At 44.4% G+C, this 25,949-nt stretch carries 20 protein-coding genes; 6 read left to right on the top strand and 14 right to left on the bottom strand.

All coding sequences use genetic code 11. The annotated features are described in order from the left end of the window. The first annotated feature begins 78 nt into the window (after window positions 1-78). Window positions 79-1,569, top strand: a complete 1,491-nt coding sequence (locus tag BEP19_RS13480) for a gluconokinase (protein ID WP_120190433.1) — start codon at window positions 79-81, stop codon at window positions 1,567-1,569. A gap of 53 nt (window positions 1,570-1,622) precedes the next feature. Here BEP19_RS13480 and gndA read toward each other — a convergent pair whose 3' ends face one another. Beyond that, entirely contained in the window at window positions 1,623-3,026 is a 1,404-nt protein-coding gene (gene gndA / locus BEP19_RS13475) for an NADP-dependent phosphogluconate dehydrogenase (RefSeq protein WP_120190432.1), read from the bottom strand. Between the two features lie 192 nt (window positions 3,027-3,218). On the opposite strand from gndA, the gene BEP19_RS13470 reads away from it, so the two are divergent. After that, window positions 3,219-4,493, top strand: a complete 1,275-nt coding sequence (locus tag BEP19_RS13470; RefSeq protein ID WP_147393797.1) for a hypothetical protein — start codon at window positions 3,219-3,221, stop codon at window positions 4,491-4,493. Between the two features lie 45 nt (window positions 4,494-4,538). Here the strand turns inward: BEP19_RS13470 and BEP19_RS13465 are convergent, their stop codons facing one another. The 7 genes from BEP19_RS13465 to BEP19_RS13435 all read right to left on the bottom strand — a co-directional run bounded on the left by BEP19_RS13465 (window position 4,539) and on the right by BEP19_RS13435 (window position 13,111). Continuing rightward, the gene (locus BEP19_RS13465; protein ID WP_120190709.1) at window positions 4,539-6,212 is read right to left on the bottom strand and encodes a glutamine--tRNA ligase/YqeY domain fusion protein; all 1,674 of its coding nucleotides are present in this window, start codon (window positions 6,210-6,212) and stop codon (window positions 4,539-4,541) included. A 263-nt stretch (window positions 6,213-6,475) separates the two neighbouring features. Continuing rightward, window positions 6,476-8,002, bottom strand: coding sequence for a degradosome RNA helicase CshA (gene cshA, locus BEP19_RS13460; protein WP_120190430.1), 1,527 nt, complete (start codon window positions 8,000-8,002; stop codon window positions 6,476-6,478). 240 nt (window positions 8,003-8,242) lie between these two features. Next, complete coding sequence (locus BEP19_RS13455; protein ID WP_120190429.1) at window positions 8,243-9,448, bottom strand: glycine C-acetyltransferase; 1,206 nt, start codon at window positions 9,446-9,448, stop codon at window positions 8,243-8,245. 127 nt (window positions 9,449-9,575) lie between these two features. Further along, window positions 9,576-10,859, bottom strand: a complete 1,284-nt coding sequence (gene larC, locus BEP19_RS13450; protein WP_120190428.1) for a nickel pincer cofactor biosynthesis protein LarC — start codon at window positions 10,857-10,859, stop codon at window positions 9,576-9,578. Next, on the bottom strand, window positions 10,856-11,536 hold the full coding sequence (gene larB / locus BEP19_RS13445; protein ID WP_120190427.1) for a nickel pincer cofactor biosynthesis protein LarB: 681 nt from the start codon (window positions 11,534-11,536) through the stop codon (window positions 10,856-10,858). Before larB ends, larC begins: the two co-directional genes overlap by 4 nt. Before the next feature lie 113 nt (window positions 11,537-11,649). Beyond that, window positions 11,650-12,825, bottom strand: a complete 1,176-nt coding sequence (locus BEP19_RS13440; RefSeq protein WP_120190426.1) for a UxaA family hydrolase — start codon at window positions 12,823-12,825, stop codon at window positions 11,650-11,652. Continuing rightward, on the bottom strand, window positions 12,809-13,111 hold the full coding sequence (locus tag BEP19_RS13435; protein ID WP_120190425.1) for a UxaA family hydrolase: 303 nt from the start codon (window positions 13,109-13,111) through the stop codon (window positions 12,809-12,811). Before BEP19_RS13435 ends, BEP19_RS13440 begins: the two co-directional genes overlap by 17 nt. A 252-nt stretch (window positions 13,112-13,363) precedes the next feature. Here BEP19_RS13435 and ytvI point away from each other — a divergent pair, with 252 nt between their 5' ends. From ytvI to BEP19_RS13415, 4 genes are all read left to right on the top strand, one after another. Further along, window positions 13,364-14,395: a sporulation integral membrane protein YtvI gene (gene ytvI / locus BEP19_RS13430; protein WP_120190424.1), complete on the top strand. Its 1,032-nt coding sequence runs from the start codon at window positions 13,364-13,366 to the stop codon at window positions 14,393-14,395. A 239-nt stretch (window positions 14,396-14,634) separates the two neighbouring features. Further along, window positions 14,635-15,183: a nitroreductase family protein gene (locus BEP19_RS13425; RefSeq protein WP_120190423.1), complete on the top strand. Its 549-nt coding sequence runs from the start codon at window positions 14,635-14,637 to the stop codon at window positions 15,181-15,183. 103 nt (window positions 15,184-15,286) lie between these two features. After that, window positions 15,287-17,017: an ABC transporter ATP-binding protein gene (locus BEP19_RS13420; RefSeq protein ID WP_120190422.1), complete on the top strand. Its 1,731-nt coding sequence runs from the start codon at window positions 15,287-15,289 to the stop codon at window positions 17,015-17,017. Continuing rightward, complete coding sequence (locus tag BEP19_RS13415; RefSeq protein WP_120190421.1) at window positions 17,010-18,848, top strand: ABC transporter ATP-binding protein; 1,839 nt, start codon at window positions 17,010-17,012, stop codon at window positions 18,846-18,848. Before BEP19_RS13420 ends, BEP19_RS13415 begins: the two co-directional genes overlap by 8 nt. 16 nt (window positions 18,849-18,864) lie before the next feature. Here BEP19_RS13415 and srtB read toward each other — a convergent pair whose 3' ends face one another. The 6 genes from srtB to BEP19_RS13385 form a co-directional block, all read right to left on the bottom strand. Next, window positions 18,865-19,590, bottom strand: coding sequence for a class B sortase (gene srtB / locus BEP19_RS13410; RefSeq protein WP_120190420.1), 726 nt, complete (start codon window positions 19,588-19,590; stop codon window positions 18,865-18,867). Then, a complete protein-coding gene (locus BEP19_RS13405; protein WP_120190419.1) occupies window positions 19,571-20,380 on the bottom strand; it encodes an ABC transporter ATP-binding protein in 810 nt (269 codons plus the stop codon). The genes srtB and BEP19_RS13405 overlap by 20 nt, the downstream gene beginning before the upstream one ends. Beyond that, window positions 20,370-21,347, bottom strand: a complete 978-nt coding sequence (locus BEP19_RS13400; protein WP_120190418.1) for a FecCD family ABC transporter permease — start codon at window positions 21,345-21,347, stop codon at window positions 20,370-20,372. Before BEP19_RS13400 ends, BEP19_RS13405 begins: the two co-directional genes overlap by 11 nt. Before the next feature lie 25 nt (window positions 21,348-21,372). Further along, entirely contained in the window at window positions 21,373-22,248 is an 876-nt protein-coding gene (gene isdE / locus BEP19_RS13395; protein ID WP_425452784.1) for a heme ABC transporter substrate-binding protein IsdE, read from the bottom strand. Window positions 22,249-22,262: 14 nt separating this feature from the next. Beyond that, on the bottom strand, window positions 22,263-23,129 hold the full coding sequence (locus BEP19_RS13390; RefSeq protein ID WP_120190417.1) for a stalk domain-containing protein: 867 nt from the start codon (window positions 23,127-23,129) through the stop codon (window positions 22,263-22,265). A gap of 75 nt (window positions 23,130-23,204) precedes the next feature. After that, entirely contained in the window at window positions 23,205-25,949 is a 2,745-nt protein-coding gene (locus tag BEP19_RS13385; RefSeq protein WP_245983604.1) for an NEAT domain-containing protein, read from the bottom strand.

The raw sequence follows: 25,949 nt of genomic DNA, 5'->3' as shown, positions 1-25,949 counted from the left end.
AGATAAGCGGGGGTAAATAACGCCAAATTGCAAAGTCTAAAGATAATTGAAAACAATAGAAAAGGGGGGGGGAAACGTATGTATGTAATCGGACTAGATATCGGCACAACAAACACGAAAGCGGTTGTTTTTGACACGGAGGGGAACGTCATCGCCCAACATCAACAACAATATACGCTAACGATTCCGCGACCCGACTATGCGGAACAAAATCCGCGAATGCTGCTCAATGCCGCGGTCCACGCTATTCAGCAGGTCGTTCGTGAATCCAAGCAATCCAACTTCATTGGGGTTGGGATCAGCGCGGCGATGCATTCCTTGCTTTTGATTGACGAACAACACCGACCGTTAACAGAGGTCATCACCTGGGCGGATAATCGAAGCGCTGAACAAGCAACGCTGATTCGCCAGCAGTTTGGGCTTCATTTATACGAACGAACTGGAACGCCTATTCACCCGATGGCTCCTGTAAGTAAGTTATTGTGGTACAAGCAAAACCAACCCGCCTTATTCAAGCGGACCGCAAAATTTGTATCGTTTAAAGATTATATGCTGTTTCAATGGTTTGGTCGGTATGTGACCGACTATTCAATCGCTTCTGCAAGCGGTTTGTTTAACCTTAAGTCTTTAGACTGGGACGCCAAAATCTTGGATTGGCTTGGGATCCGTAAAGAACAATTGCCCATCGCTGTTCCAACAACATACCCGTTACGAGGACTCAATCCACATTGGGCTCGCCAGCTCGGACTCCATCCCGATACACCTTTTATCATTGGCGCCAGCGATGGTTGCTTAGCCAATCTAGGAATCGGCGCGATTGAACCCGACGAACTAGCCATTACAATTGGTACAAGCGGAGCGATCCGCGCTGTCGTTGGGCAACCGTTGATCGATCCGAAAATGCGCTCGTTTTGCTACGCGCTCACAGATAAACATTGGGTAATTGGCGGACCAACAAATAACGGAGGGCTCGTGTTGCAGTGGTTTCGTGATCAGTTAGCGACGGGTGTCTCCCTTGAGCAATTAACTAGAGAAGCCGCCAGCGTTCCCCCTGGCAGTGATGGACTACTCTGCTTACCCTATTTAACGGGCGAACGGGCGCCCATTTGGAACGCGGATGCGCGCGGAACCTTTTTCGGGGTGATGTTACATCATCAACGCGCTCATTTTACACGGGCAATTATGGAAGGCGTTATTTTTTGTTTATACCGAATCGGGCAAGCATTACAAGAGTTAACAGGGGATTTCCATACGTTGCGCGCTTCGGGCGGGTTTGCGCAATCACCGCTTTGGTGTCAAATTTTAGCCGATGTGTTCGGAATTGAAGTCAATGTTCCAGAAAGTCATCAAAGTTCAAGTTGGGGAGCGGCGATTCTCGTTTTGCTGGCAATGGGTAAAATTGAACGGATTGATGCTTTCCGCGATAGGCTTGGAGAAAAACAACGGTATCTTCCAAATCAAAACCGTCACCAAACCTATCAGCAACTACATCCCCTTTTTGAGGAACTCTCTGCCGCTTTAACCGGGCCATTCGGGAAAATCGCCGCTATGCAAAGAGAACAAAAATAAATGAAACAAAAAAAGGGCCAAACTCCAAGAGTTGACCCTTTTTTTGATGTTCCTTATTCAAACCATTTAAAATGGAATACACCTTCTCGATCGATCCGTTGATACGTGTGCGCCCCGAAATAATCACGCTGCGCTTGAATAAGGTTGGCTGGCAACTGGGCGCTTCGATAACCATCAAAATAGGACAATGCGCTTGAAAAGCCTGGGACAGGAATCCCTTGGGCAACGGCGACAGACACGACTTGACGCCAAGCCGCCTGATAATCGGTAACAATCTGTTGAAAATAGGAGTCCAGCAACAAATTTGTTAAGTTAGCGTTGTGATCATACGCCTGTTTAATATTTTGCAAAAATTGAGCTCTAATGATACAACCGCCCCTAAAAATCATCGCAATCTCACCGTATCGCAGATTCCAATCATACGCTTCAGATGCAGCTTTCATCTGGGCAAAACCTTGCGCATAGGAACAGATTTTACTCGCATACAACGCTTTGCGTACCGCTTCAATAAATTCAGCGCGATCACCTGTAAATGGCGTCGGCTGGGGACCTTTCAAAATCTCGCTAGCGGCGACCCGTTCTTCCTTCATCGACGACAAAAAGCGGGCAAAAACAGATTCCGTAATAATTGATAACGGCACGCCCAGTTCTAAGGCGCTTTGACTCGTCCACTTGCCTGTCCCTTTTTGCCCAGCCGAATCGAGGATCAGATCGACCAATGGCTTGTTCGTGTCCGGGTCCATTTTGGTAAATATGTCAGCCGTAATCTCGATCAAGTAACTATCGAGCTCTCCTTGGTTCCAATTGGAGAAAATCTCATGAAGTTCATTGGCTTCTAAACCAAGCGTTCCTTTCAGAATGTGGTAGGCCTCAGAGATCAATTGCATGTCGCCATATTCAATCCCATTATGGACCATCTTCACATAATGACCCGCTCCGCCTGGACCTATATACGTACAGCATGAATCCCCATCCACTTTTGCCGCAATGGCCGTTAAAATCGGTTCCACTAATTGATAAGCATCCTTGGGACCGCCTGGCATTAACGATGGACCTTTCAACGCCCCCTCTTCTCCGCCAGAGACGCCCATTCCGATAAACCGAAATCCTTCCGCTTCCAACTGCGCGCTCCTCCGTAACGTATCCGGAAAATAAGCGTTACCGCCATCAATAATAATATCGCCAGGATCAAGCAGCGGCTTCAGTTGTTCGATCGTCGCATCTGTCGGTTCGCCAGCTTTAACCATGATCAGCACTTTGCGCGGAGTTTCTAAGGATTGAACAAATTCCTCCAACGTATAGGCCGCTACAATTTGCTTTCCAACAGCCTCTTGAACAAACTCCTCGGTTCGTTCCCGCGAACGATTATACACAGATACACGGTACCCGCGGCTTTCAATATTTAACGCTAAATTTTTACCCATCACAGCCAGTCCAATGACGCCAATTTGTTGCATAGCTGTTCATCGCCTTCTTCCTGTATAAATATGGTGAATTTTGATAATATCAATATGTATGTAGTTTTGTTCATTACATGGAAATGAGGTTTATCTTTGGTCCATTTAATTTTTTATACTGTTCTTATTGTATCCTACTTTACAAATATATTCCTTAATTCCCAGAACCTTACTTATTTTATTGGTGTTCTTGTGTTAATTTGTATTTCTATTTCGTTTAGTGGAGCGATGCGACTTTTCCAAGTGTCTGGCGCCATCTTTTTCCTCGTTGGCTTAGGACTTTTTTTGCAAGCAGGGCATCCCATCGTTGAACTCCCTTATTACGTAACTTCAACCGTTCCAATTATGGGGATATTGTATGCTGTACCTTTCATCAACAGTGTCATTTATATTGGACGCTATGATCGAAATGTGAGTCAGTTACTAGAATCCGACGCGCAACACCTTGGACAACTCTATTCACGCGGTTCCTTTGTCACCTTCTTATTAGGGGGGTTCTTAAACTTAGCAACGATTCCACTCGTTGATTCTGTTCTGAAAAAGACGTTAAAAGAGTTGCCGCAGCGATTGAAAAAAAAGCTCATTGCGAGGTCGATCTTACGTGGTTACGCGTTAAGCTTAGTGATTAGCCCGATGGAAATATTAGTGGCAATCAGCATTGATATTACGGGAATTAGCTATTTAACCTTTTTTCCTTGGCTTGGATTATCGGTTGTATTGTTACTCTTCGCAGACTGGTGTTTAGGATGGCAATATCGGTCCTTCTCCATTCAAAATGGGTCGAAACAAACGGAAAATCAGGCAGATAGCGCCGACACACCACACGGGCTCTCCGATCCCATGAAGAAGACACTCGCTTTATTTTGCTTTTTAATGATCTTCATCGTGATCGTCATGCTTACAAATCACTTCTTTGATTTTGGATTTCTACAAACGGTCTCTTTAATTATCATTCCGTATTCTTTTGTTTGGGCGATGGTAATTGGCCGCTTCAAACGATACCTTAACTATTGTTTCCCCGTCTGGAAACAACGAACGATTGGTCTCAAAAATTTTATGTTTTTGTTTCTGTCGATTGGATTGTTGACATTGGTTTTAAAAGAGTCTGATTTCATCCAATATATCTACACACCAGTGGAATGGTTGATGAAAACGCCAATCTTACTGTTTCTCTCCATTCAACTTATATTTTTGGCCTTGGCGATGGTTGGGTTTCATCCATTAGTTACGATTAGTATCTTAGGCAGCGCCATGCACATCGTCATGCCCGCAATCAACCCACTCAGTTTAGCGATTGTTTTAACGACTTCTGGGCTATCGACTGTCACAGCCGGACCGTTTAACATTTCCGTATCACTCGTCGGCAATTTGTTGCAAGTGAGCCCTTATCGCGTTTCCTTGTGGAACCTCGGTTACGCCTTCTTATTTGGCAGCGTCGGTAGTTTGATCGGGTGGTTTCTGCTCTAAAAAGAATAAGCAGGTAAAGGAGGACCCCTTACCTGCTTGATCTGCTTATTTCTTCGGCACTTTATACGAACTTCTGAGCGAGACAATGCGATTAAACACTAGCTTGTCCTCCGTCGTATCTTTCGGGTCAACATTGAAATAACCGTGGCGGAAAAACTGGAATTTATCTTGCTTTTCCGAATCCTTCATGTTCGGTTCTACAAAGCCTTGCATCGCTTGTAATGAGTCGGGATTAACACGATCTAAAAAAGTTGCCTCTTCTTCCTCTTCACTGCTATCCACATCATCCAATATCAATGGTTCATACAGGCGGAATTCCGCGGGGATCGCTTGCGTCGCTTCAACCCAGTGGATCGTTCCCCTCACTTTTCGCCCTGTGAATCCTGAACCGCTCTTCGTTTCAGGATCGTATGTACAATGAATTTCAACAACTTCCCCTTGTTCATTCTTAATCACTTCTTCGCATTTTACAAAATAGGCGTGTTTCAGGCGCACTTCATTCCCCGGGAAAAGGCGACGATACCCTTTTGGCGGAACTTCCATAAAGTCGTCCCGTTCGATATAAATTTCTCGAGAAAAAGGAATTTGGCGCATACCCATCTCTTCGTTCTCCGGATTAATTTCCGCGTCTAACCATTCCACTTCGCCTTCAGGATAATTGGTAATTACAACTTTGAGCGGATCGATGACCGTCATTGTGCGCGGCGCTTTTAATTTCAAATCTTCGCGAATAAAGTGTTCTAACATTTGTGTGTCGACTGTGCTCTGATTACGAGCCACCCCAATTTCGCGGCAAAAGGCGCGAATGGAGTCAGGTGTATAGCCACGGCGACGCAATCCAGAAATCGTAGGAATACGCGGATCGTCCCAACCGTCGACAAATTCATTATCAACCAGTTGCTTCAATTTTCGCTTGCTCATCACCGTATTCGTTAGATTCAAACGAGCAAATTCGATTTGACGCGGCTGTGACTCCATCTCACATTCTTCAACAATCCAATTGTACAACGGTCGGTGATCCTCAAATTCCATCGTACAGATCGAATGTGTAATCCCCTCGATAGCGTCCTCAAGCGGGTGAGCCATGTCATACATCGGATAAATGCACCATTTATCACCTGTTTGATGATGACTTGCGTGAGCAATCCGATACAATACAGGATCGCGCATGTTTAGGTTTGGCGATGACATATCAATCTTTGCTCGCAGCACCTTTTCTCCGTCTTTAAACTCTCCCTTTCGCATCCGTTCAAATAAATCCAGATTTTCTTCGACTGAACGATTACGGTAAGGGCTTTCCTTTCCAGGTCCAGTTAATGTACCGCGGTATTCCCGAATTTCCTCGGCCGTTAAATCATCCACATACGCTTTTCCCTTTTTAATAAGTACGATCGCTCGGTTATACATTTCCTCGAAATAATCAGAGGCATAATATAGTCCGTCCCACCCATAGCCGAGCCATTTCACATCTTCTATAATTGAATCAATAAATTCTTGATCTTCCTTTAGAGGATTCGTGTCGTCAAAACGCAGATTCGTTTTCCCCTTGAATTCTGCCGCTAATTCAAAATTGAGCACAATCGATTTGGCATGTCCAATATGCAAATAACCATTTGGCTCAGGTGGAAAGCGAGTAATAATTTGATCGTGACGTTTCGCTTCCAGATCTTCAATAACGATGTTTCGAATGAAATTAGAGGACGTGGTCTTACTTTCCATCATCTATCAAACCTTTCTATTCCGCTTTATGTATCTGACCGTTCCATTATCTGTAGTTATAGCACAAAAACGTCTAAATTTCTATTGAGGCGTAGCTCACTCCATTATTCCCGGTGATTTAAGCTATCAATCACACTTTAGCGTGATTGGGTCCAGATTTCCATTTATCTATCCTAGCCCTTAATAGTGAATGAAAACAAGAAAAAGGCTGCTTCCCAAAGAATACAGCCTTCTGATTAAACTTTAATTATTTAGCAGAATCTCTACCTAGAGTTGGCCCCGCTCCCAGCCGTAGCTTTTCTTGTCCGCTTGGCCGACTGCTTGCGACCGCCTGAACGTTGACCGCCACCGCCGCCTTGTTGATCTCGTCCGCGATTATATTGACCGCCGCGATCTCCTTTATAGCCGCCGCCACGGCCCCTGTTTCCACCGCCGCCTTTGCCTTTTGAATCAAAGTTACGCTTTTTCGAGCGCAAAGGAGCTTCCGCTGTTAGTTGGACAGGAATCGTGCTTGGCTCTTTTGTCAATAATTTTAAAGCCGCAGCAAGCAACGTGACCGAGTCCGTTTCCTCTAGCAACTGCTGCGATAATGTCTTGTACGACTGCAAATCGCCTTCGTTTGCTGTCTCCAACAGCTTATCGAGCGCAATTCGTTGTTGTCCCTCCATCACTTCTGCCAACGATGGCACCGCTTCACGATCCATTTTACGCTTTGTTAATCTTTCGATGACTCGTAAATGATCCATTTCTCGCGGTGTCACAAGTGTGATCGCTAATCCTGTTTTACCCGCTCGACCTGTACGCCCGATACGGTGCACATAGCTTTCTGGATCTTGCGGCACATCAAAATTATAAACATGCGTCACACCGCTAATGTCCAATCCTCTAGCCGCGACATCAGTAGCGACAAGCACTTCAATTGAACTTTCCTTAAAGCGACGCAAAACCGTATCACGCTTCGCTTGGTTTAAGTCCCCATGAATCCCTTCGGCTCCATACCCGCGTTTATGCAACGCCTCCGCTAATTCATCAACTCTTCGCTTCGTTCTGCCGAACACAATTGCAAGTTCTGGGGAATGAATGTCCAACAAACGACACAATACATCAAACTTTTGCTTCTCTGGCAACTCAATGTATTGTTGCGTAATATTAGGAACCGTCATTTCCTTCGCTTTCACTTTAATGATTTGAGGATTGTTCATAAAACGTTGGGCAATGTCCTGGATAGCCCGCGGCATCGTCGCTGAAAATAACAACGTCTGTCTCTCGTCTGGAATCTCCTGAAGAATCGTTTGAATATCCTCGACAAAACCCATGTTTAACATCTCATCCGCTTCATCCAATACAACCGTTTCGATCGCATGCAAACGAATGGTCTTTCTGCGCATATGATCCATAAACCGTCCAGGCGTAGCCACGATAATTTGTGGTTTGTTTCTTAACGCTCTAATTTGACGATTAATATCTTGGCCGCCGTAAATCGGTAAAGCTTTAACCGAATTATACTGACAAATTCGATTTATCTCTTCGGCCACTTGCACAGCCAATTCCCTTGTCGGGGCTAAAATTACAGCTTGGATCTGGCCGTTTGTTTCGTCAATCTTTTCAATTAACGGTATACCAAATGCAGCTGTTTTCCCTGTTCCTGTTTGGGCTTGACCAATCAGATCCTGTCCTGTTAATGCGATCGGGATCGTTTCCGCTTGAATCGGGGTCGCTTCTTCAAAACCCATCTCACTTAATGCGCGAAGCAAATTATGGTGAATGCCAAATTCATAAAATGTAGCCAATGCTTTCTATCTCCTTTTTAGTGAATCTCAATATTATGGTTATCTTAACCCAAAAAAAGGGCTCTATTCCTGATTTGGAATACGCCCTTCCATCATCCCTAGACATATGAAATTTCAATTACGTCTCGGCATACCATTTAAGGTTTCCTTCAACGATTTCAAATTCTACAGATATAACTTCTTGCGTACACACACTACCTAATAATACCACTTGCAATTCAGATTAGCAATTTTTATATCTTAAATGATACTCATTTCTTTGCCAACCTGTTCATAAACAGACAACGCCTGATCCAACATTTCTTTCGTATGGGCGGCTGTCGGCATATTTCGCGCGCGGCCCGTTCCCCTAGGCACCGTAGGGAAGACAATCGCTTTCGCATACACGCCGAGCTCATGCAAGCGTTGACTAAAGGTCTGTGTTTGTTGTTCATCCCCGATAATACAAGGTGTGATTGGCGTTTCGCTCATCCCAATATCATATCCTAGCTTTTTCAAACCCTGTTTTAAGTAATCCCCATTGCGCCAAAGTTGATCAACTAGTTCAGTACTATTCATAAGTATCTCAAGCGCTTCCAAAGAAGCGGCCGTATCTGCTGGCGTTAATGAAGTTGAAAAAAGAAATGGACGGCTGCGCACTTTTAACCAATCGATAAGCTGCTTTTTCCCGGCCACATACCCACCGACAACACCAATCGCCTTTGACAGTGTCCCCATCTGAAAATCGATTCGATCCGATAACCCAAAATGCTTGACCGTACCGGCCCCTTTCCCCAATACCCCCGAGCCATGAGCATCATCCACATAAGTAATCAGGTCATATTGTTCCGCAATCTCTACAATTTCAGGTAGCTTGGCAATATTTCCATCCATGGAAAACACGCCATCCGTAATCACCATCACCTTTTGATACTGTCCGGACTGTGTCGCCTCTTTCGCTTTCGCTCGTAAATCGTCCATATCCGCATGATTAAAACGAATAACTTTCGCTCTCGACAATCGGCATCCATCGATGATCGAAGCGTGGTTCAATTCATCTGAAAGAATCGCGTCATGTCGGTCCATTACCGCCGATATGGCCGCCATATTACAGTTAAACCCAGACTGATAGGCAATCGCCGCCTCTGTCTGTTTAAATTGAGCTAACTTTTCCTCTAGTTGAATGTGTAGTTCCAATGTGCCGTTTATCGTACGCACGGCCCCGGCCCCAACCCCATATTGATCAATCGCCTCTTTCGCTTTCTGCTTTAAACGATCGTCGGTCGCCAAACCGAGATAATTATTCGAAGACAGATTGATTAACTGTTGCCCGGCAATCGTAATCATCGGTCCATTCGCGCCTTGTAAAGGATCAATCACATTATAGAGTCCTTTTTGTTTTAATTCTGTGATGTTCTGCTCCAAAAATGTTGCAAGTTTCTCCGACACAAACCCGTCCCCTCTCATTTTGTTCCACGCGCATCCGTCATGAACATTAATATTATATTTTACAAAATTATACTCGGGTTGTAAAATAAGGATACCATTTACACACAAAAAACCAGCCGTTTTTGATACGACTGGTTCGTTCTGCTTACCGTTTCAATTGTTTTAACGCCGTCTGATACACTTCCAAAAATGGAACATCATACCGTTTAGCCGCTTGAGCGACATCCTCATATTCAGGGGCCTGATTCAGCAGTTGATCCCCGCGCAACGCTTGTTTAACTGTGATTGCCCCATATACCGTCTGGACTTCAATAAATTGACGTTGCAACGCAACTCTTTTCCAAGTTGAATGCCTCACACCTAATGTTGTCGTCTCGACGAGTAGTGTCTGTTCACAAGCATCAACCGCTTCAGCATGAGCAATTACGGTAATGAGGATACCCGGACGGTTTTTCTTCATAAAAATAGGCGTGTAGTACACATCAAGGGCTCCCGCGGAAAACAACGCTTCCATTGCATAGCCCAATGCTTCGCCCGTCATATCATCCACTTGCGCTTCTAAAATGAAAACCTGCTCCTGATCAGGCCCCGCTTTGTCCGCCTCTCCATCCAGTAACATCGCCCGCAATACGTTTGGATGGGCAAAATCTTTCGTTCCCGCGCCATACCCAATTCGTTCGACGATCCCCGTTGGATTGGATTTAAACTGTTGGACTAACGCCTTCAAGATTCCCGCGCCTGTCGGCGTCGTCAATTCACCTTGAACCTCTAGATCCGCTAACGGAATCCCTTTTAGCAATTCCAATGTCGCTGGCGCGGGAATCGGATAAAGTCCATGCGCCATTTGAGCGTACCCTTTTCCCGTCGCAACGGGTGAAGCGATGATATGATCAATTCCTAAGCTCTCTAGGGCGAGACAAACACCAATCGTATCAATGATCGAATCCATCGCTCCCACTTCATGAAAGTGAACCTCGCTCGGATCCATCCCATGGATCTTTCCTTCCGCCTCCGCAATCACTTGAAAAATAGCCAGGCTCCGCTGTTTCACGCGGGCAGGCAGTTCGCTTTGTTCAATCATCGCCAAAATTTCCGCGGCGTGGCGGTGTTCATGATGATCATGGTCGTGGTGATCATCGTGATGATGACTGTGACCGTGACCGTGACTATGATCGTGGTGTTCATGGCTGTGATTATGATGATGGTGGCCATGGTCAGCCTCTCCTGCGCCGCCTTCGATCTGGAGTTGTAGATATTTAGCGGAAATCCCTTGTTTTACTACCGACTGCGTCTCCATTTTAAACGGATCGATCGGTAGTCGCCGTAGATATTCGGTAATATAATCGAGATCAGCCCCCAGATCGAGCAATGCGGCTAACGTCATATCTCCAGCAATCCCCGCAAAGCAATCTAAATACAATGTCTTCATTTTTGTCCCGCCTCCAAAACAAGCTGTTGCATCATCGCGGCTGAATAGCCCGCCCCAAAACCATTATCGATGTTTACGACTGTCACGCCAGCCGCGCAAGAAGTGAGCATGGAAAGCAAAGGGGTCAACCCATGCAAATGAGCCCCATAACCAACTGAAGTCGGCACAGCGATAACCGGTCTACGCACCATCCCTCCGATCACACTGGCTAATGCGCCCTCCATCCCCGCGACAACAATCAACACATAGGCCGCCCGAATCTTTTCCCGATAAGCAAGCAACCGATCAATTCCCGCCACGCCAACATCATATACGCGTTCCACTTCGCAGCCCATCCAAGCCGCCGTCTGAGCCGCTTCTTCAGCAACCGGCACATCTGATGTCCCCGCGCAGAGCACCATTACGGTTCCTTTATATTTTTGCGGACACTGTCCATATGTGATCATTCTAGCGATCGGATCGAACATAGCATCAGGAAACGCTGTTTTAATCGCGTCCGCCATTTCCGCCGAAGCGCGCGTAACCATTGCCCGATCATGCGCTTCGACGAGACGAGTAAAAATCGCCTGAACTTGTTCGACCGTCTTCCCTTGTCCAAAGATCACTTCAGGATAACCCGTTCGCTCTTCGCGACCGATATCTACTTTACTAAAGCCCATATCCTCAAAAGAATCCATCTCTGTCACAACCCTATCTTTCCGTATTCAAAATGCGTCATTGTAGCAGTCCTCTATTAAATAAGATCAAACGAATCGATCGGATTGCTGTCTTTCTTTTATAGCCATTCCGTTTAAAAGGTGGGGCCGATTCTCCAAATACCAAAATCATGTTGCTTCAATATCTCGGATTTTGTTCGCTTTCCGGATGCGACGATTCCAATCTCATCCAAAATGCGTTGACCCACGCCTTCGATTGTTTCTTTCCCTTCAATAATTGTACCCGCATCTAAATCCATATTATCCGCCATGCTTTCAAACAAGGCCGAATTAGTAGAAATCTTAATGACAGGAGCAATCGGGGAACCAGTCGGGGTCCCGCGTCCCGTCGTAAACAAAACAATCTGCGCTCCGCCAGCGACCATTCCCGTCATTTGTTCGATGTCTTGTCCTGGTGTGTCCATCCACACAAGCCCTTTTTTCGATGGCGCCTCAGCGTAATCGATTAATTCTTGCAGTGGACTGGCGCCTGCTTTCGTTGCTGCCCCTAACGACTTTTCTTCCAGTGAGCTCAATCCGCCGCGAATATTTCCAGGTGTTGGATTCCCTGTTCGAATATCAATTCCCATCATGATCGCCCGACTTTCCATCGCTTCGATCACCTCATACACCCGTTTCTTTACCTTTTCGTTAACCGCTCGATCCGCTAACAAATGTTCCGCTCCGATCAACTCGGTTGTTTCTGCTAGAATTGCAGTTCCCCCATATTCTACGATTCGATCGCTGACAACGCCCACCGCTGGGTTTGCGGATAATCCCGAACATGCGTCCGAACCGCCGCACTCTGTTCCAATCATTAATTCACTGAAATCGCATAACTCTCTCATTTGCGCGGAGGCATCTTGAACCATTTGTGTCGCAATTTTCGCGCCTTGGGCAACAGCCATTAACGTTCCGCCGTGGTCTTGAATGGATACAACTTCTACGGGCTTACCCGTTTTCGCTAACTCATCAGCAACACTTCTCGCTTGATGCGTTTCACAGCCGAGTCCAAGCACAACAACCCCATATACGTTGGGATTGGCTCCAATCCCAACGTAGGTACGAAATGTTTGCTCATAATCCACTCCGACTTGCGTACAACCATGCTGATGGATAAATGACACCGTTCCATCGACAAGTTCCGTAATCTGCTTCGCCGCTTGCGCCGCGCACGTAATCGTTGGCAAAATCAAGACATGATTCCGAACGCCAACTTTTCCATCTGAACGACGGTACCCCCAAAACTTCCCTTTAGGTAGATTTGACAACGCGATCCCCTCTCCCTCTTTTTCCTTCTAAATTATGAACATGCACATGCTCGCCAACCGCAATCTCACCCGTTGAGACCCCGATGACCTCACCGTATTTTAAAATATCTTCGCCTTGTTTGATCGGTGTAACCGCGAATTTATGGCCAAACTGAATTTCATCCTTAAGCTCTACATCAAAGGTATGATCTTGACACTGGACCGTAAGCTTAACGCCCGCGGGAATTTGCTCCAACGCCGTTGCTACCGTATCTTGCGGCCGCATCATGACCGTTTTATAACTCATTTCGACTACTCCTCTCAAAAATCATCGTTCATTCACGATATTCAACATTATATCAATTTTTGTCCTCATTTGAACAACCCTTTTCCCATCAAACCTACGACACCGCTTGGAAGGTTGATGCTTAAAACAATTACCTGAATATATTTTGAATATTTGATAAAATAGATTCAATCCAACCGATTTAGCCCGTTTAATGCTTTTGGAAGGTGGGGATTATGGTAAAGAACTCAAATTTAAGGTAAGGAGCCGATCATGTCACGCAGACAAATCGCCAATGTCCTTGTTTTTATCATCCTTTTTTCGATCCTCATTTGGAAAAGCGGACCGTTACTATTAGCCTTTTTAACTGCAGTTTTAATAGAACCGCTCATTCGATTACTCATCAAAACAACAGGTCTAAAAAGAATTTGGGCTTCATCGATTACTTTTCTTTTATTTTTAATGACTTTCCTATTAGGATGCTATTGGGTTGGAACAACCCTTTTCGTGCAAAGTGTTCAATTAGCGGAACGGTTACCATATTTATCTGAACATATGATGGGATCGATAGCGGGAATTGTTGAGCAGTTTGAAAAATATTACGATTTACTACCGGATGAAACAGTATTTACTATTCGCCAAGCGCTAGTGTCACTACAAAATTCAGCGATCGCGTTCGCCTCATCCATCGGAAAATGGGTGTTGGGGATCATTGCGGGGATTCCGGAATTACTGATTACGACCATTATCTACTTAGTCGGTTTGTTTTTAATTAGTTTAGATTTACCAGGTATTCAAGCTAGATTCATGAATCTATTTACAGATTCCGCTAGGGAAAAAGTTGAATTGGTGATTAAGGAGTTGAATCGCGCGGCGATTGGTTTTCTTGGCGCCCAACTCATGTTAAGCACGTTGACCTACATGTTGACGTTTATCGGGCTATTTATTTTAAATATTCATTACGCCGCAGCCATTTCGCTCGTCGTTATCCTAGTCGACATTTTGCCGATCCTTGGGACTGGCTCTGTCTTTGTCCCATGGGCGATCGTTTTATTTATCAATGAGCAAAATAAAATCGCAATTGGATTACTGATTCTTTTCATCGTGATTACCGTCACGCGACGAATCATTGAACCGAAGATTCTTGGCACCAGTCTGGGTATCTCGGCCTTAGCCGCTTTCGCAAGTATGTTTATCGGGTTTAAATTAATCGGCTTATTCGGACTTGCGCTTGGACCTGCTTTGGTCATTATTGTTCAGGCGCTATTGAATGCCGACTTTATTAAAATAAAGATCGACTTCTAATTATGTTTAAACGTTTCCCTACAAAAAAAAGAAAAGGCTACCCAACGTTTGGGTAGCCGAAAAGGTAATGTGTCAATGTAGTCATACTTAAACACACCATCCACACCATTATAACATACCTCGCAATAGTTCTTCTAATTCACTGTCCACTTGACCAATACCCGAACTTTGAAATCATTGACAATATTTATGATAATGATTATCATTTGTATTTACAACACGATAAAGGAGTAGTTCATATGTCAACGATTTCTACAGTTATTACAGAACGAAGATCCATTAAACGTTTTAAAGCGGATCCTATTTCCGAGGATACAATTTTAAACTTGTTAAACACCGCGGCATGGGCTCCTAATCACGGCTTGCGTGAACCATGGCGCTTTATTCTCTTTATGGGAGAAGGACGAGAAAAACTTGCGAGAACACTCATCGACAATCCGATCAAAGGACCAAAGAAAAAATCGCCCGAAGCAATTCGTGAAAACATTTTGCGTATTCCAATCCATCTGCTCATTGTCATGCAAGAGGATCCGCGACAAAAAGAATGGGAAGAAGACTTTGCAGCTGTGAGCGCCTTTATCCAAAATCTCCAGTTAGCTGCTTGGGAACAAAAAATAGGCTCTATTTGGAAAACGGGACCTTACATATACTCCCCCTACGTGAGAGAGCAATTCGGAATTAAGCCGGGCGAGAAGTTTGTGGCTCATCTGCAAATGGGCTACCCAGAAGCGCTTCCTGAAGCTAGGCCAAGAACACCGATTGAAAACAAAATTGACATTATCAAATGATAAGCGAGTTGGCTAACGCAAGTTCTAGACATCACGCGCAAGTCGATGTTATTCGAAAGAGTTTGACAGCAGTTACGATCATCCTAATCGGAGGGGGAGTCGTATGAAATTGGTACTCTCTTATTTAAAACCATACCGCGTAGCTATGGGGGTAGCGATTTTACTAACCTTCGTAGAGCTTACGGTTGAACTCACGCAGCCGCTATTTATGGCAAAGATCATTGATGAAGGGATTTTGCCCCGTAATCTTCAAGCGGTTCTGAGTTGGGGAAGTATCATGCTCGGGGTTTCATTTCTTGCTTTTGCCGCTGGAATGACAAGTTCGTTTTACTCTGCGCATGTAAGTCAAAGTTATGGCTACGACATCCGGAAACGTTTATTTGAGAAAATAACTAACTTTTCATTAGAGACATTTCACCGTCTGCCCGCTTCGTCACTGATCACCCGAATGACAAATGATGTAACGCAAACCCAGCAAGCCATTTTCATGGGGCTACGAATTATGTTGCGCGCCCCTTTAATTATCGTTGGCGGGGTTGTGATGTCATTACTTGTAAATGCAAAAATGGGATTTATCCTTTTGGGAACCGTTCCAATCTTAATCGTTCTGATTCTTTTAATGGTGAAAACAGGCGGAAAGCTTTTTCGAGAAGTACAAACCATGCTTGATCGCGTAAACAGTACGGTAAGAGAAAGTTTAATGCGCATACGCTTGATTCGAGCTTTCAATACGGAATCGTACGAATCGGGCCTCTTTACAACAGCGAGCGAAAACTTACGACAACAAACCATTACGGTTTTGCGCTTTATGGAAGTCATCATGCCGCTATCCTTATTACTTATGAACCTGAGTATTGTTCTTATTCTTTGGTTTGGAAACAACCACATATTGATGGGCGCGATGAAAGAAGGGGATGTGGTCGCTATTATAAACTATGCGACGCGTATTACAGCCACGCTACCCGTTTTCACAATGATTGTCTCTATGTTCACCCGTTCCAAGGCTTCGGCAAATCGAATCTCCGAAATATTGCGTGAACCAACCAACGACATTGCGCTAGGCAACACAACGTCAATACCACTTTCAATAAAAGGGGAAATTAAATTCGAGAATGTATCTTTTACATACCCCCATTCAGACAAAGAAGTGTTACATCAACTTTCCTTCCATGTGAATCAAGGGGAAAGGGTTGTAATTCTTGGCGCAACGGGATCAGGAAAATCTACTTTGTTTCAATTAATCCCACGTTTATACGATGTTTCAGAAGGAACCATTTTAATAGATAAGCGTGATCTACACGATATCAAGGTAGACGAGTTACGCCAACAGATTGGATATGTCGGGCAAGTTCCCTATTTATTTTCAGGGTCCATTTTTGAAAATATAACGTGGGGAAAGGAAGATGCGACGTTAGAAGAAGTCATCGCAGCGGCCAAGGACGCTCAAATTTATTCTTTTATCGCCTCCTTGCCGAACCAGTTCGATACGATTATCGGACAAAAAGGAGTGAATCTATCCGGTGGCCAAAAACAACGCCTTTCCATCGCAAGGGCCTTCATTCGACAGCCGCGTATTCTGTTATTAGATGATTGCTCCAGCGCGCTTGATGCGCAGACTGAGAACCGCTTATTTCAAGCGTTAGAAAAATACGCATGCTCGACGTTGATCATTACGCAGAAAATAAACACAGCATTAACCGCGGACCAAATCTTTATTATGAATGAAGGGCGGATTGTCGCCAAAGGCAGCCACGCAGAACTATTGGAACATAGCGCGCTCTATCAGCAGATTTTTCAGTCACAGTCTAAAAAAGAGGGGGTTCATTATGTTTAATCAATTGCGTACCCCTTTTCAATATAAAAAGATAATCAATCGACACGATATAAAGAACTCAGCCCGAACAGTGAAAGGCAATCAACAAACTTCAAATCGTTCGAAAACGTTAGCTCGAATTTTTTCTTATTTGCTTGCTTATAAAGTCCGCTTACTATTCGCCCTATGCATGGTTATTCTCAGCGTAGGTTTCAGTTTGTTAGGCCCTTTTTTGGTAGGTCGGGCGATCGATGAGTATATCATGACGAAACAGACTGTCGGTCTGCTTGGGCTACTGATTCAACTATCCGCAGTCTATCTTGTTTATTCCATCTCCCTCTTTTTGCAAAACTATACAATGATCCATGTTGCGCATCATGCCATTTTTCGGATGCGCGCTGATTTATTTAATCATTTGCATCGCTTGAGGGTTTCTTACTTCGACCACCGGCAGCATGGCGAATTAATGAGTCGGGTCACCAATGATATCGAGCTGGTTAGCGCGACTTTAAGTCAGTCATTGATCCAAATCCTATCGAGCCTTCTCACTCTCATCGGCGCGGTCGCGGTCATGCTTTATCTGAGTCCGTTGTTGACACTTGTTACAATGATTACAATTCCCATCATGGTTCTTAGTATCAGATGGATTACAAGACGAACGAGAAAACTATTTAAAGATCAGCAACGGGTATTAGGGGAACTTAACGGGTTTATTGAGGAAACCATTTCCGGCCAACAGATCGTGCGGACATTCTCACAAGAAAAACGTGTGATTCGTCAATTTCATGAACAGAGCGCAGACTTAAAAGGAACAGCATTTTGGGCTCAAACCTATACAGGGTTTATTCCAAAGGTTATGGGTTTTCTTAATCACCTCAACTTTTCTGTCATTGCTGGGGTCGGTGGTATTCTTGCCTTACTAGGCAATGCCGTAACCGTCGGAGTCATCGTTGTATTCGCCGAATATGCAAGACAATTTACGCGACCACTGAACGAATTAGCTAATCAGTTTAATCTGTTCCTATCAGCCATTGCCGGTGCCGAACGTGTCTTTGAAATCATGGATGAAAAAGAGGAACGTGACGAATTAGATGCGATGACAATAGAAAAAATGGAAGGGAAAATTGAATTTAAAAACGTCTCTTTTTCCTATGAAAAAGGGGCTCAAACGCTTGTAGATGTTTCGTTTAAAGCATCGCCAGGTCAGACAATCGCCCTTGTCGGTCCAACCGGCGCGGGAAAAACAACGCTAATTCAGTTGCTCGCCCGCTTTTATCCGCTTGAACGGGGAGCCATACTCATTGATGGAACCGATATTACAAAAGTTAAACGCCACAGCCTCCTTCAACAAATGGGCTTTGTGCTACAGGACGCGTATCTTTTTCACGGGACGATTCGCGATAATATTCGGTACGGAAATTTTGAGTCCAGTGACAAGGATGTGGTAGAAGCGGCTAAGCGAGCTTTTGCGCACGAGTTTATTATGAAGCTGCCAGGTCAATATGAGTTTATGTTAGATCAGGATGGTGGCGGGATTAGTCAAGGTCAACGACAGTTACTTTCGATCGCCCGCGCGCTGTTAAGCAATCCGTCCATCCTCCTTCTAGATGAAGCGACGAGTAATATTGATACCGTATCAGAAATCCATATCCAACGCGCCTTACAGCAACTAATGGAAGGGAGAACGTGCTTTATTATTGCCCACCGTTTGAATACAATCCAGCAGGCCGATCAGATTCTTGTCCTAAATCACGGAAGAATCATTGAACGAGGCAATCATCAACAATTACAAGAACAACAAGGATTTTACGCTGACTTATTTCTGAGCCAAACATCAGAAAAGCGAGTGTAGGGCAACCGTCATTACCCTACACTCGCTTCTTTATTTTTGCGTGAACAACCAATCTTCCCTCCTCCGGATCTAACGTGTAATCACACGTAGATAGGGTCAGGATCTGATCTTGTTCCGTCACGATCGTATCAGTTGTAAAGTGAGATCGCCCCTGGATCATCCGCAAAAACGATTCATACGCTTGTTGCCGATCAAAATCGGTCTGGATATAATAATCATCCGTTGTCGTCACATATACGGAGAATATCTCCGCGCGATAATCTTGAGCTTGTGTTTCAAAGTCAAACGATCTATTTTCCTTAAAGAAGTCTTCGTCTAAATAACGTTTCAATTGACCGAACATGGATCCATCATTCATTCGATGCCCATATAATATAATATGTTCTGGTTCCAGCGCTAAATCATTTCGATAATCGATAAAGATGCTTCCCGCTCGACTTTCCTCCCCCTTCCAATTTCGGTTCAAATAATAATCATTGTCCTCCGCCTGCGCGACGGGGTAACTTACCTTGATTGAATCGATCTGTAACCACCCCACTACATCCTGATTGATCTTGCGTAATGCGGCAAACTTCGCCTCGACTCCCGTCTGCTCGGCAGTAGGCGAATAGAGCCCGTTCGCTTCGCGGATCGTTTGCTGATTGCGAACATCCTCCGCATACAGGTCCGTTAACTTAAAGAGAGAAACACAAGCAACGGCGAACGAAATGAGCAGAATTAACTTAGATAACCGTCGCTTCATTTCCCTGTTCTTCAGCCTCCTCAATTCCTAGCGGAACGACGTATAAACCATGCTTTGGGTCCGTTTGCACGACGACATCCACCCCGTATATTTGTTTAATGCGACTCACTGTCATGACCTCATCCGCGTTGCCATTCGCCACGATGTGACCCTCTTTCATAATCATAATCTGATCGCTATACCGAATGGCTTGATTCATATCATGCAATACCATCACGATGGTCAATCCTTGCTCCTGATTAAGACGCTTAATTAATTCCAAGATCTCCAACTGATAATAGATATCTAAATAGGTGGTCGGTTCATCCAAAAAGAGCATCGGCGCGCGTTGAGCGAGAGACATTGCAATCCAAACCCTTTGTCGCTCTCCCCCAGACAATGCTTGTAGGCGATGATGGCGTTTTTCGGTTAACTTGGTACACGCTAACGCCCACTCAATTGCCCGTTCATCCGCTTCACTCGGTTGAGCGAGAAACCGTTGATGAGGCAATCGTCCAAAGCCAACTAATTTCTCAACGGTCATATCCATCGGCGCTTCATTTTGTTGATGAACAACCGCGATTTTCTTTGCCAAATGCTTTGCTTTATAGTGGTAAATCGCCTTTCCGTCTAAGACCACCTCTCCCGCATTCGGCAAGTAGTTTCTTGACATAATCCCAAGTAATGTCGACTTTCCACTCCCATTCGGCCCAATAATCGTCGTAATTTTACCGGTATGAATCTGACCGCTAACCATCTCTAATAACGGAGTTTTGCCATCATATGAAAAGCTAATCTCTTTAATTTCCATGAAAACGCTCACTCCTTCTAAGCAAGAATATCAAAAACGGCCCGCCAATTACCATTATCATCACCGATGCTGGAATGTCATTCGGCGGAAGAATCAGTCTTCCAATCGTATCCGCCAATAAGATTAAAAGAGCCCCTGACAAAGCCGAGAACGGAATTAGCGCCTTGTGATCGGTTCCAACAAGAATCCGACCGATATGCGGGATCAGCAAGCCGACAAAGGCAATCACCCCAGCAATGGCTGCGGTAACTGCCGCTAGCAGCACGGCCACAGCCGAAATCAACAATCGAATGACGGTAACATTGAACCCTAAGTTTTTTGCTGTTTTATCCTCAAGGGATAACAGATTGCACCACGTGGCCAAAAATAAAGATATGGTTAAACCGACTAAACCATAGACCATCATCACCTGGGCCTCACCCCACGTTTTCATCGCAAAATTTGAGACAGTCGCATGCGTCATACTTGAAGAACCAACAAAATAAATAAACGATTGATTCAAGCCAGTAAAGGTCGCATTAACCGCAATCCCTACCAAAATAATGCGTAACGGGCTCAATCCTGACTTCCAGGAAAGACTAAATACTAAAAAGCAGGCCAGCGCCCCACCTAGAAACGCAAACAGAGGGGTCCAAAAAAACAGTTGAGGGAAAAATCCCATCACAAGTAGAAATAAAAATCTTCCCCCGGCTGAAATCCCAATGATCCCAGCTTCAGCCAGTGGATTCTTCATAACCGCTTGCAAGAGTACACCTGACACCGCTAACGCTGCCCCAGTCACCAAAGCTACAATTAACCGTGGAAATCGTAGATCTTTGATGATATTCACCTTTTCGTTATCTCCCGTGATCAGCCCTTTGACCAATTCCCCCACCGTAACTTCTAAACTACCAGAAGCGGCAGAAGAGACAAACACAATAATCGTTAAAATAATTACAATGAAAAAACTCCAAAATCCTCTTTTCATGTTGTAACGCCCTTTGTTTAGTTGTTTACGGATATAACAGGTTCATCATTTCATCCAGCGCCTTGATGACCTCCAGACTGCCTGTTGTCCCAAATATTTCTTCTTCTAAATCATACACACGGTCATGTTTCACTGCGTCAAAATGCTTCCAAATATCATTTTCTTTAAATTCTTGTTCAAACATCTCTACCACTTGTTCTGGCATCCCGTGGGCCGCTCTTAAAATAATGTCAGGGTTTTTCTCTTGCAAATATTCGGTATTCGGGGCCACATATTCGACTGCTTGCTCTGCTAAGATGTTGATTCCACCGCATAAGCGAGCCAAATCACCCAAATATGAATGTTCTGTCGCTGCTAAATAACTGCCGGGGATCCCTAGTAATATCAAGACCGTTGGTTTCTCTTTTCCTTCAATTCGTTTTTCAATCTCACCGATCTTTTGATCAATTTTCTGCGCCAGATCAGCCGCTTGTTGCGGACGATCATACTTCTCTCCCATTGTTCTGATCGTCTGTTGCATATTTTCAACTCGATCTAAATTTAAGAAATTTGCGTTGATATCCGCGCTTCCAAAAATTGGCTTTAAATCATATTCTAGCGTAGAGACGGACAAGACTTCGGTAGGTTTTAACCACTTGATTACTTCTAAATCAGGATTTTTTACAAAACCGACCTCCGTAATCCCATCGTATCTTGGCGGCAGCGGCTTAGAGCTCGTCGGAATCCCAACGAGATCCAACTCCAACACATCCATGATCTCCGTGAAAGCAACTGTTGTCGATACAATCCGATGTTCATCGGCGCCGTCTACCGCAGTCGGGGCCGCTGGTTGTTCAGATGAACAACCGATCATCAATCCAAGCAATAAAGGAATACTTAGCGCAAGCGTTTTACGCTTTATTTTTAACATCGTTCTTACCTGACGATCGCAATACTCTTTTGATTCGCATCCCATTTCACTTCCGCTCCCAGTTGTTCTGCTATAAAACGGAGAGGAACAAATGTGGACCCATTTTTAATCTCTATGGCTGTGTCCACTGTAACTACAGTCCCGTTAACCGTAACCTGCGAGCTCCCGTTTTTCATCTGAATCATGTGATGATCGCGCTCAATCGAAACGACTTTGCTCTGATCATCCCACGTTACTTGCGCCCCTAAATTTTCACTAATAAATCTGGCAGGAACCATCGTATAGTCATTTTTTAAATACGGAGCTTCCGATAGTTGAAAAGCGACACCGTTTGAAAAGGCCTCTTTATTAAATAGATAAAGCAATAGATTCATCGAGGTCCCCTCTGTCGCTGCTGAAGAGGCTATCTTTCGTAAACTATTCGGATCAAATTTTAATTGAATGGTGTAATCTTGGTCATATGTTAATCCGGGCAGCTCAATGTAGATATCTACCCACGCTTTAACTGGTTGGGTAATATCCGTCACTTCAAATTCCACCACGCGTGTATTATTTTCCGCATTTGATTCAATGACTTTCACATCTCTCATTGCGCCTTGCTGTTCCACTTTAAAATGGGTAATATCTGAGCTGTCCTTCATCGTGATCGACGCTACTGCCTTCCCGTCTTTTACCTTCAGTTCTCCGTTCGGTTCAATCGATTGTTGAACACGTGATTCTTCCGAGCTGTTCTCTTTTAATGCTTTTAATTGAATCGAATAACTTCCGTTGGCCAGTTGCGTGATAGCCTTTACATGGGATGTCATAAAGCACAGGATACAAAGCACACCCGCTAAGAGCGATGCATGAATCGGATTTAGCTTTTTTATCATAAATAATCTCCCCTTGTACTGTATTAAAAATGGTAGAGAGGATGGCCTTGTTCGCGAACCATCCTCTTATTTTTGTTAATGTAATGCCTTTACAATTACCGTTGCTGCTTCTGCTCTCGTTGCTTGTCCTTTTGGTTGAAATGTTTGATTTGGGTAGCCGCTCATAATCCCTTCAGCAACTACCTTATTCACTGCATCATGCGCCCAACTAGCAATCTGATGCGCATCCTGGAACGAGATTGCATGACCTTCGGTAGACTTGATTTGCTTTGCCCATACGATCATCTGCGCCATCTGCTCACGTGTCACGGAATCATTCGGGCCAAAATAGTTCTCATTGTACCCATTAACAATGCCGTGCACTTCAGCTGTCATAATATAGTCATTCGCCCAATGATCTTTCGTGTCAATGAACTTTGTTCCTTGAATCACATCGAGCCCCATCGCCTTGACTAAAGCTGTCGTAAACTCCGCTCTTGTAATTGAATAGTTTGGTTTAAAACGACCGTCGGGATATCCCTTTAACGCGCCCTGTTCAGCAAGCGTATAGATGGATTGTTTCGCCCAATGGCCGTTCACATCCGTAAAGAAGATCTCTTCCTCTTCCTCCGCTTCTACTTCCAATTCAACTTCTTCTTTTGACGCGTCAACCGCTAATACCGCGAATTTTGTGAAATGATCAATCTCACCGCTAATTTCCCCTTTTTTGAGATCAACTTTGATCTGGTCAAGCTTGATCCACTCCTTCGTTTCTTCATTCAGCCAGTAGATTCCTAATCTTTGCGCTTGATCATTTACCTTATTAGGATCAAAGGCAAACGTCATCGTCATCGGCTTTGTGAAGTCTCCCATCTGGTCCTTTTCAATCTCTAGCACATCACTGACATAACTCATGTTTTTAGGTAACGCAAGCTGATCTACATCCGATACTTTCTTCGCGGTGACGTTGAAATCACCCGAAAATGAACCGGCTGGGAACGTGATCGTCAACCCATCCGCTTCAAACTTCCCACCGCTTGACCCACTGATTTTCGCTTTGGAATCGATCATCCCGCCTGCTCCTGGAGGCGTAGGCGAATTTGTTTCCAATCGATTAAATTCGATCTGAACGCTATATTCGTTATCATAAGCAACACCGCCTGGGAACTCACTAGCTGGGATATATACCCGCGTAGTCGCATTTAACTTTTTTGATAAATCCTCTACTTCAAATCGAACAACCCGTCGATCCCCATCGTTGCTTACTACTGTCGCATCAACGTACCCGCCTGATTGTTGTGTTTTAAACGCTTGAATCCAGTTACTACTTTTAAGAGTAAGTTCGATATAGTTCTTTCCCTTTTCTTCGATTAAGGTGGCTGGATTTTGAACATATCCATTCATCACAGACACGTCCCCTGATCCCGCTTGTAAAATCGTTAAATTAATGGATGACCGTTTCGCGCCGACTGGTCCACCGCCCCCTCCTGAACCTGGGTTAGTTCCAGGATTACCTGGTTTTACGCCCGGGTCTTTTGGGTCCTCTGGCTCTATCGGTTCCTCAGGTTTCCCTGATGTGTTGAATTCCAGTTGAACCGTGTACTCGTTATCGTAATCAATCGCTGGAATATACACATGAAGTTTTGCGTTTACTTTTTTCGTTAGATCTGGAACGACAAATTGAATCACTTTCGTATTCTCTTCCACATCTTCGCTTAACACTCTCGCTTCAACAAATTCACCATTCGCCTGTTCCGTTTTAAATCCTTTGACCGAACTACTATCCGTCAGCGTTAATGTGATATAGTTCTTACCGTCTTTCACCTCGGAATAGACTGGTTTTTTTATATTGCTATCTAGTGAAGATCGTTCATTCGTTCGATCTTTCCACACAGTCACATCCACCTGTTCGCCCGTCGGCTGTTCAGGTTCTGTCGGATCCTCGCTCGGCTCGGTCCCATCCGTATCAAAAGCCACTCTGAATGATTGCGTGTTTCGATAGTTAGCCTTTTCTACAAACATATCTACTTCAGCGTTAATCGTCCCAAGTTTCGGTACTTCAAACTTGATGACACGTCGAAGTGATGCTTCATCCACACTTATAATGTCTTGAGAATCCATCTTGCCGTTGTTTTCCAGTCGAATATCGGTTAAATACTGACCTGGCTTTTCCTGAACGGTAATGTATACTTCATTCTTTCCATCTTTAACGACAAGCTTAGCCGGATTAACCAACCAGTCCTTCATCGAAGATTCTGCTTCTTTGGTTGCGTGTAAGGCCCGAAACGGAATCGTATATTCGCCATCCTCATAGACGTTTGGTTCCTCAGATTCCTCATCTTCCTCTTCTGGTTCCGTAGCTTCTGGATCACTCACATTCACTTCTGTTAAACGATCAAGATTCCATTCGATCTGCGCGTTGTATGTATTGTCATACTCAAAACCAGGAATACCCGTTACGCGCACCTGTGTACGAACATTCAGTTTCTTCGTTAAATCATCCACATAAAAACGAAGGGCGTCACGATCCTCACGGATTATTTCCGCAGCGGCAAACCCTTGCTTATTTTTTACTTCAAAAGATTGGATCCAACCTTGATCCTTTAAATCCATCTCTACCGCGATTTGCCCGTTTTCCACGACAAGGTTAGCCGGTTGATAAACATAGTCATTAACAACTGAAGCTTCTTCTGTTTGATCCTTTAAGAATGTAAAATCAATCGTATACTCACCATCCCGCAAATCCGGCTCAATTGCCGATATAGATGGAAAGGTTGGTATCATTGTCGTAAACAATAAAACAGCAAGCAGCATGATCGATGTTACTTTTTTCGTCTTCAT

The sequence above is a fragment of the Ammoniphilus oxalaticus genome (assembly GCF_003609605.1).
Classification (GTDB): domain Bacteria; phylum Bacillota; class Bacilli; order Aneurinibacillales; family RAOX-1; genus Ammoniphilus; species Ammoniphilus oxalaticus.
This window is presented reverse-complemented; position numbering and strand designations above follow the sequence as displayed.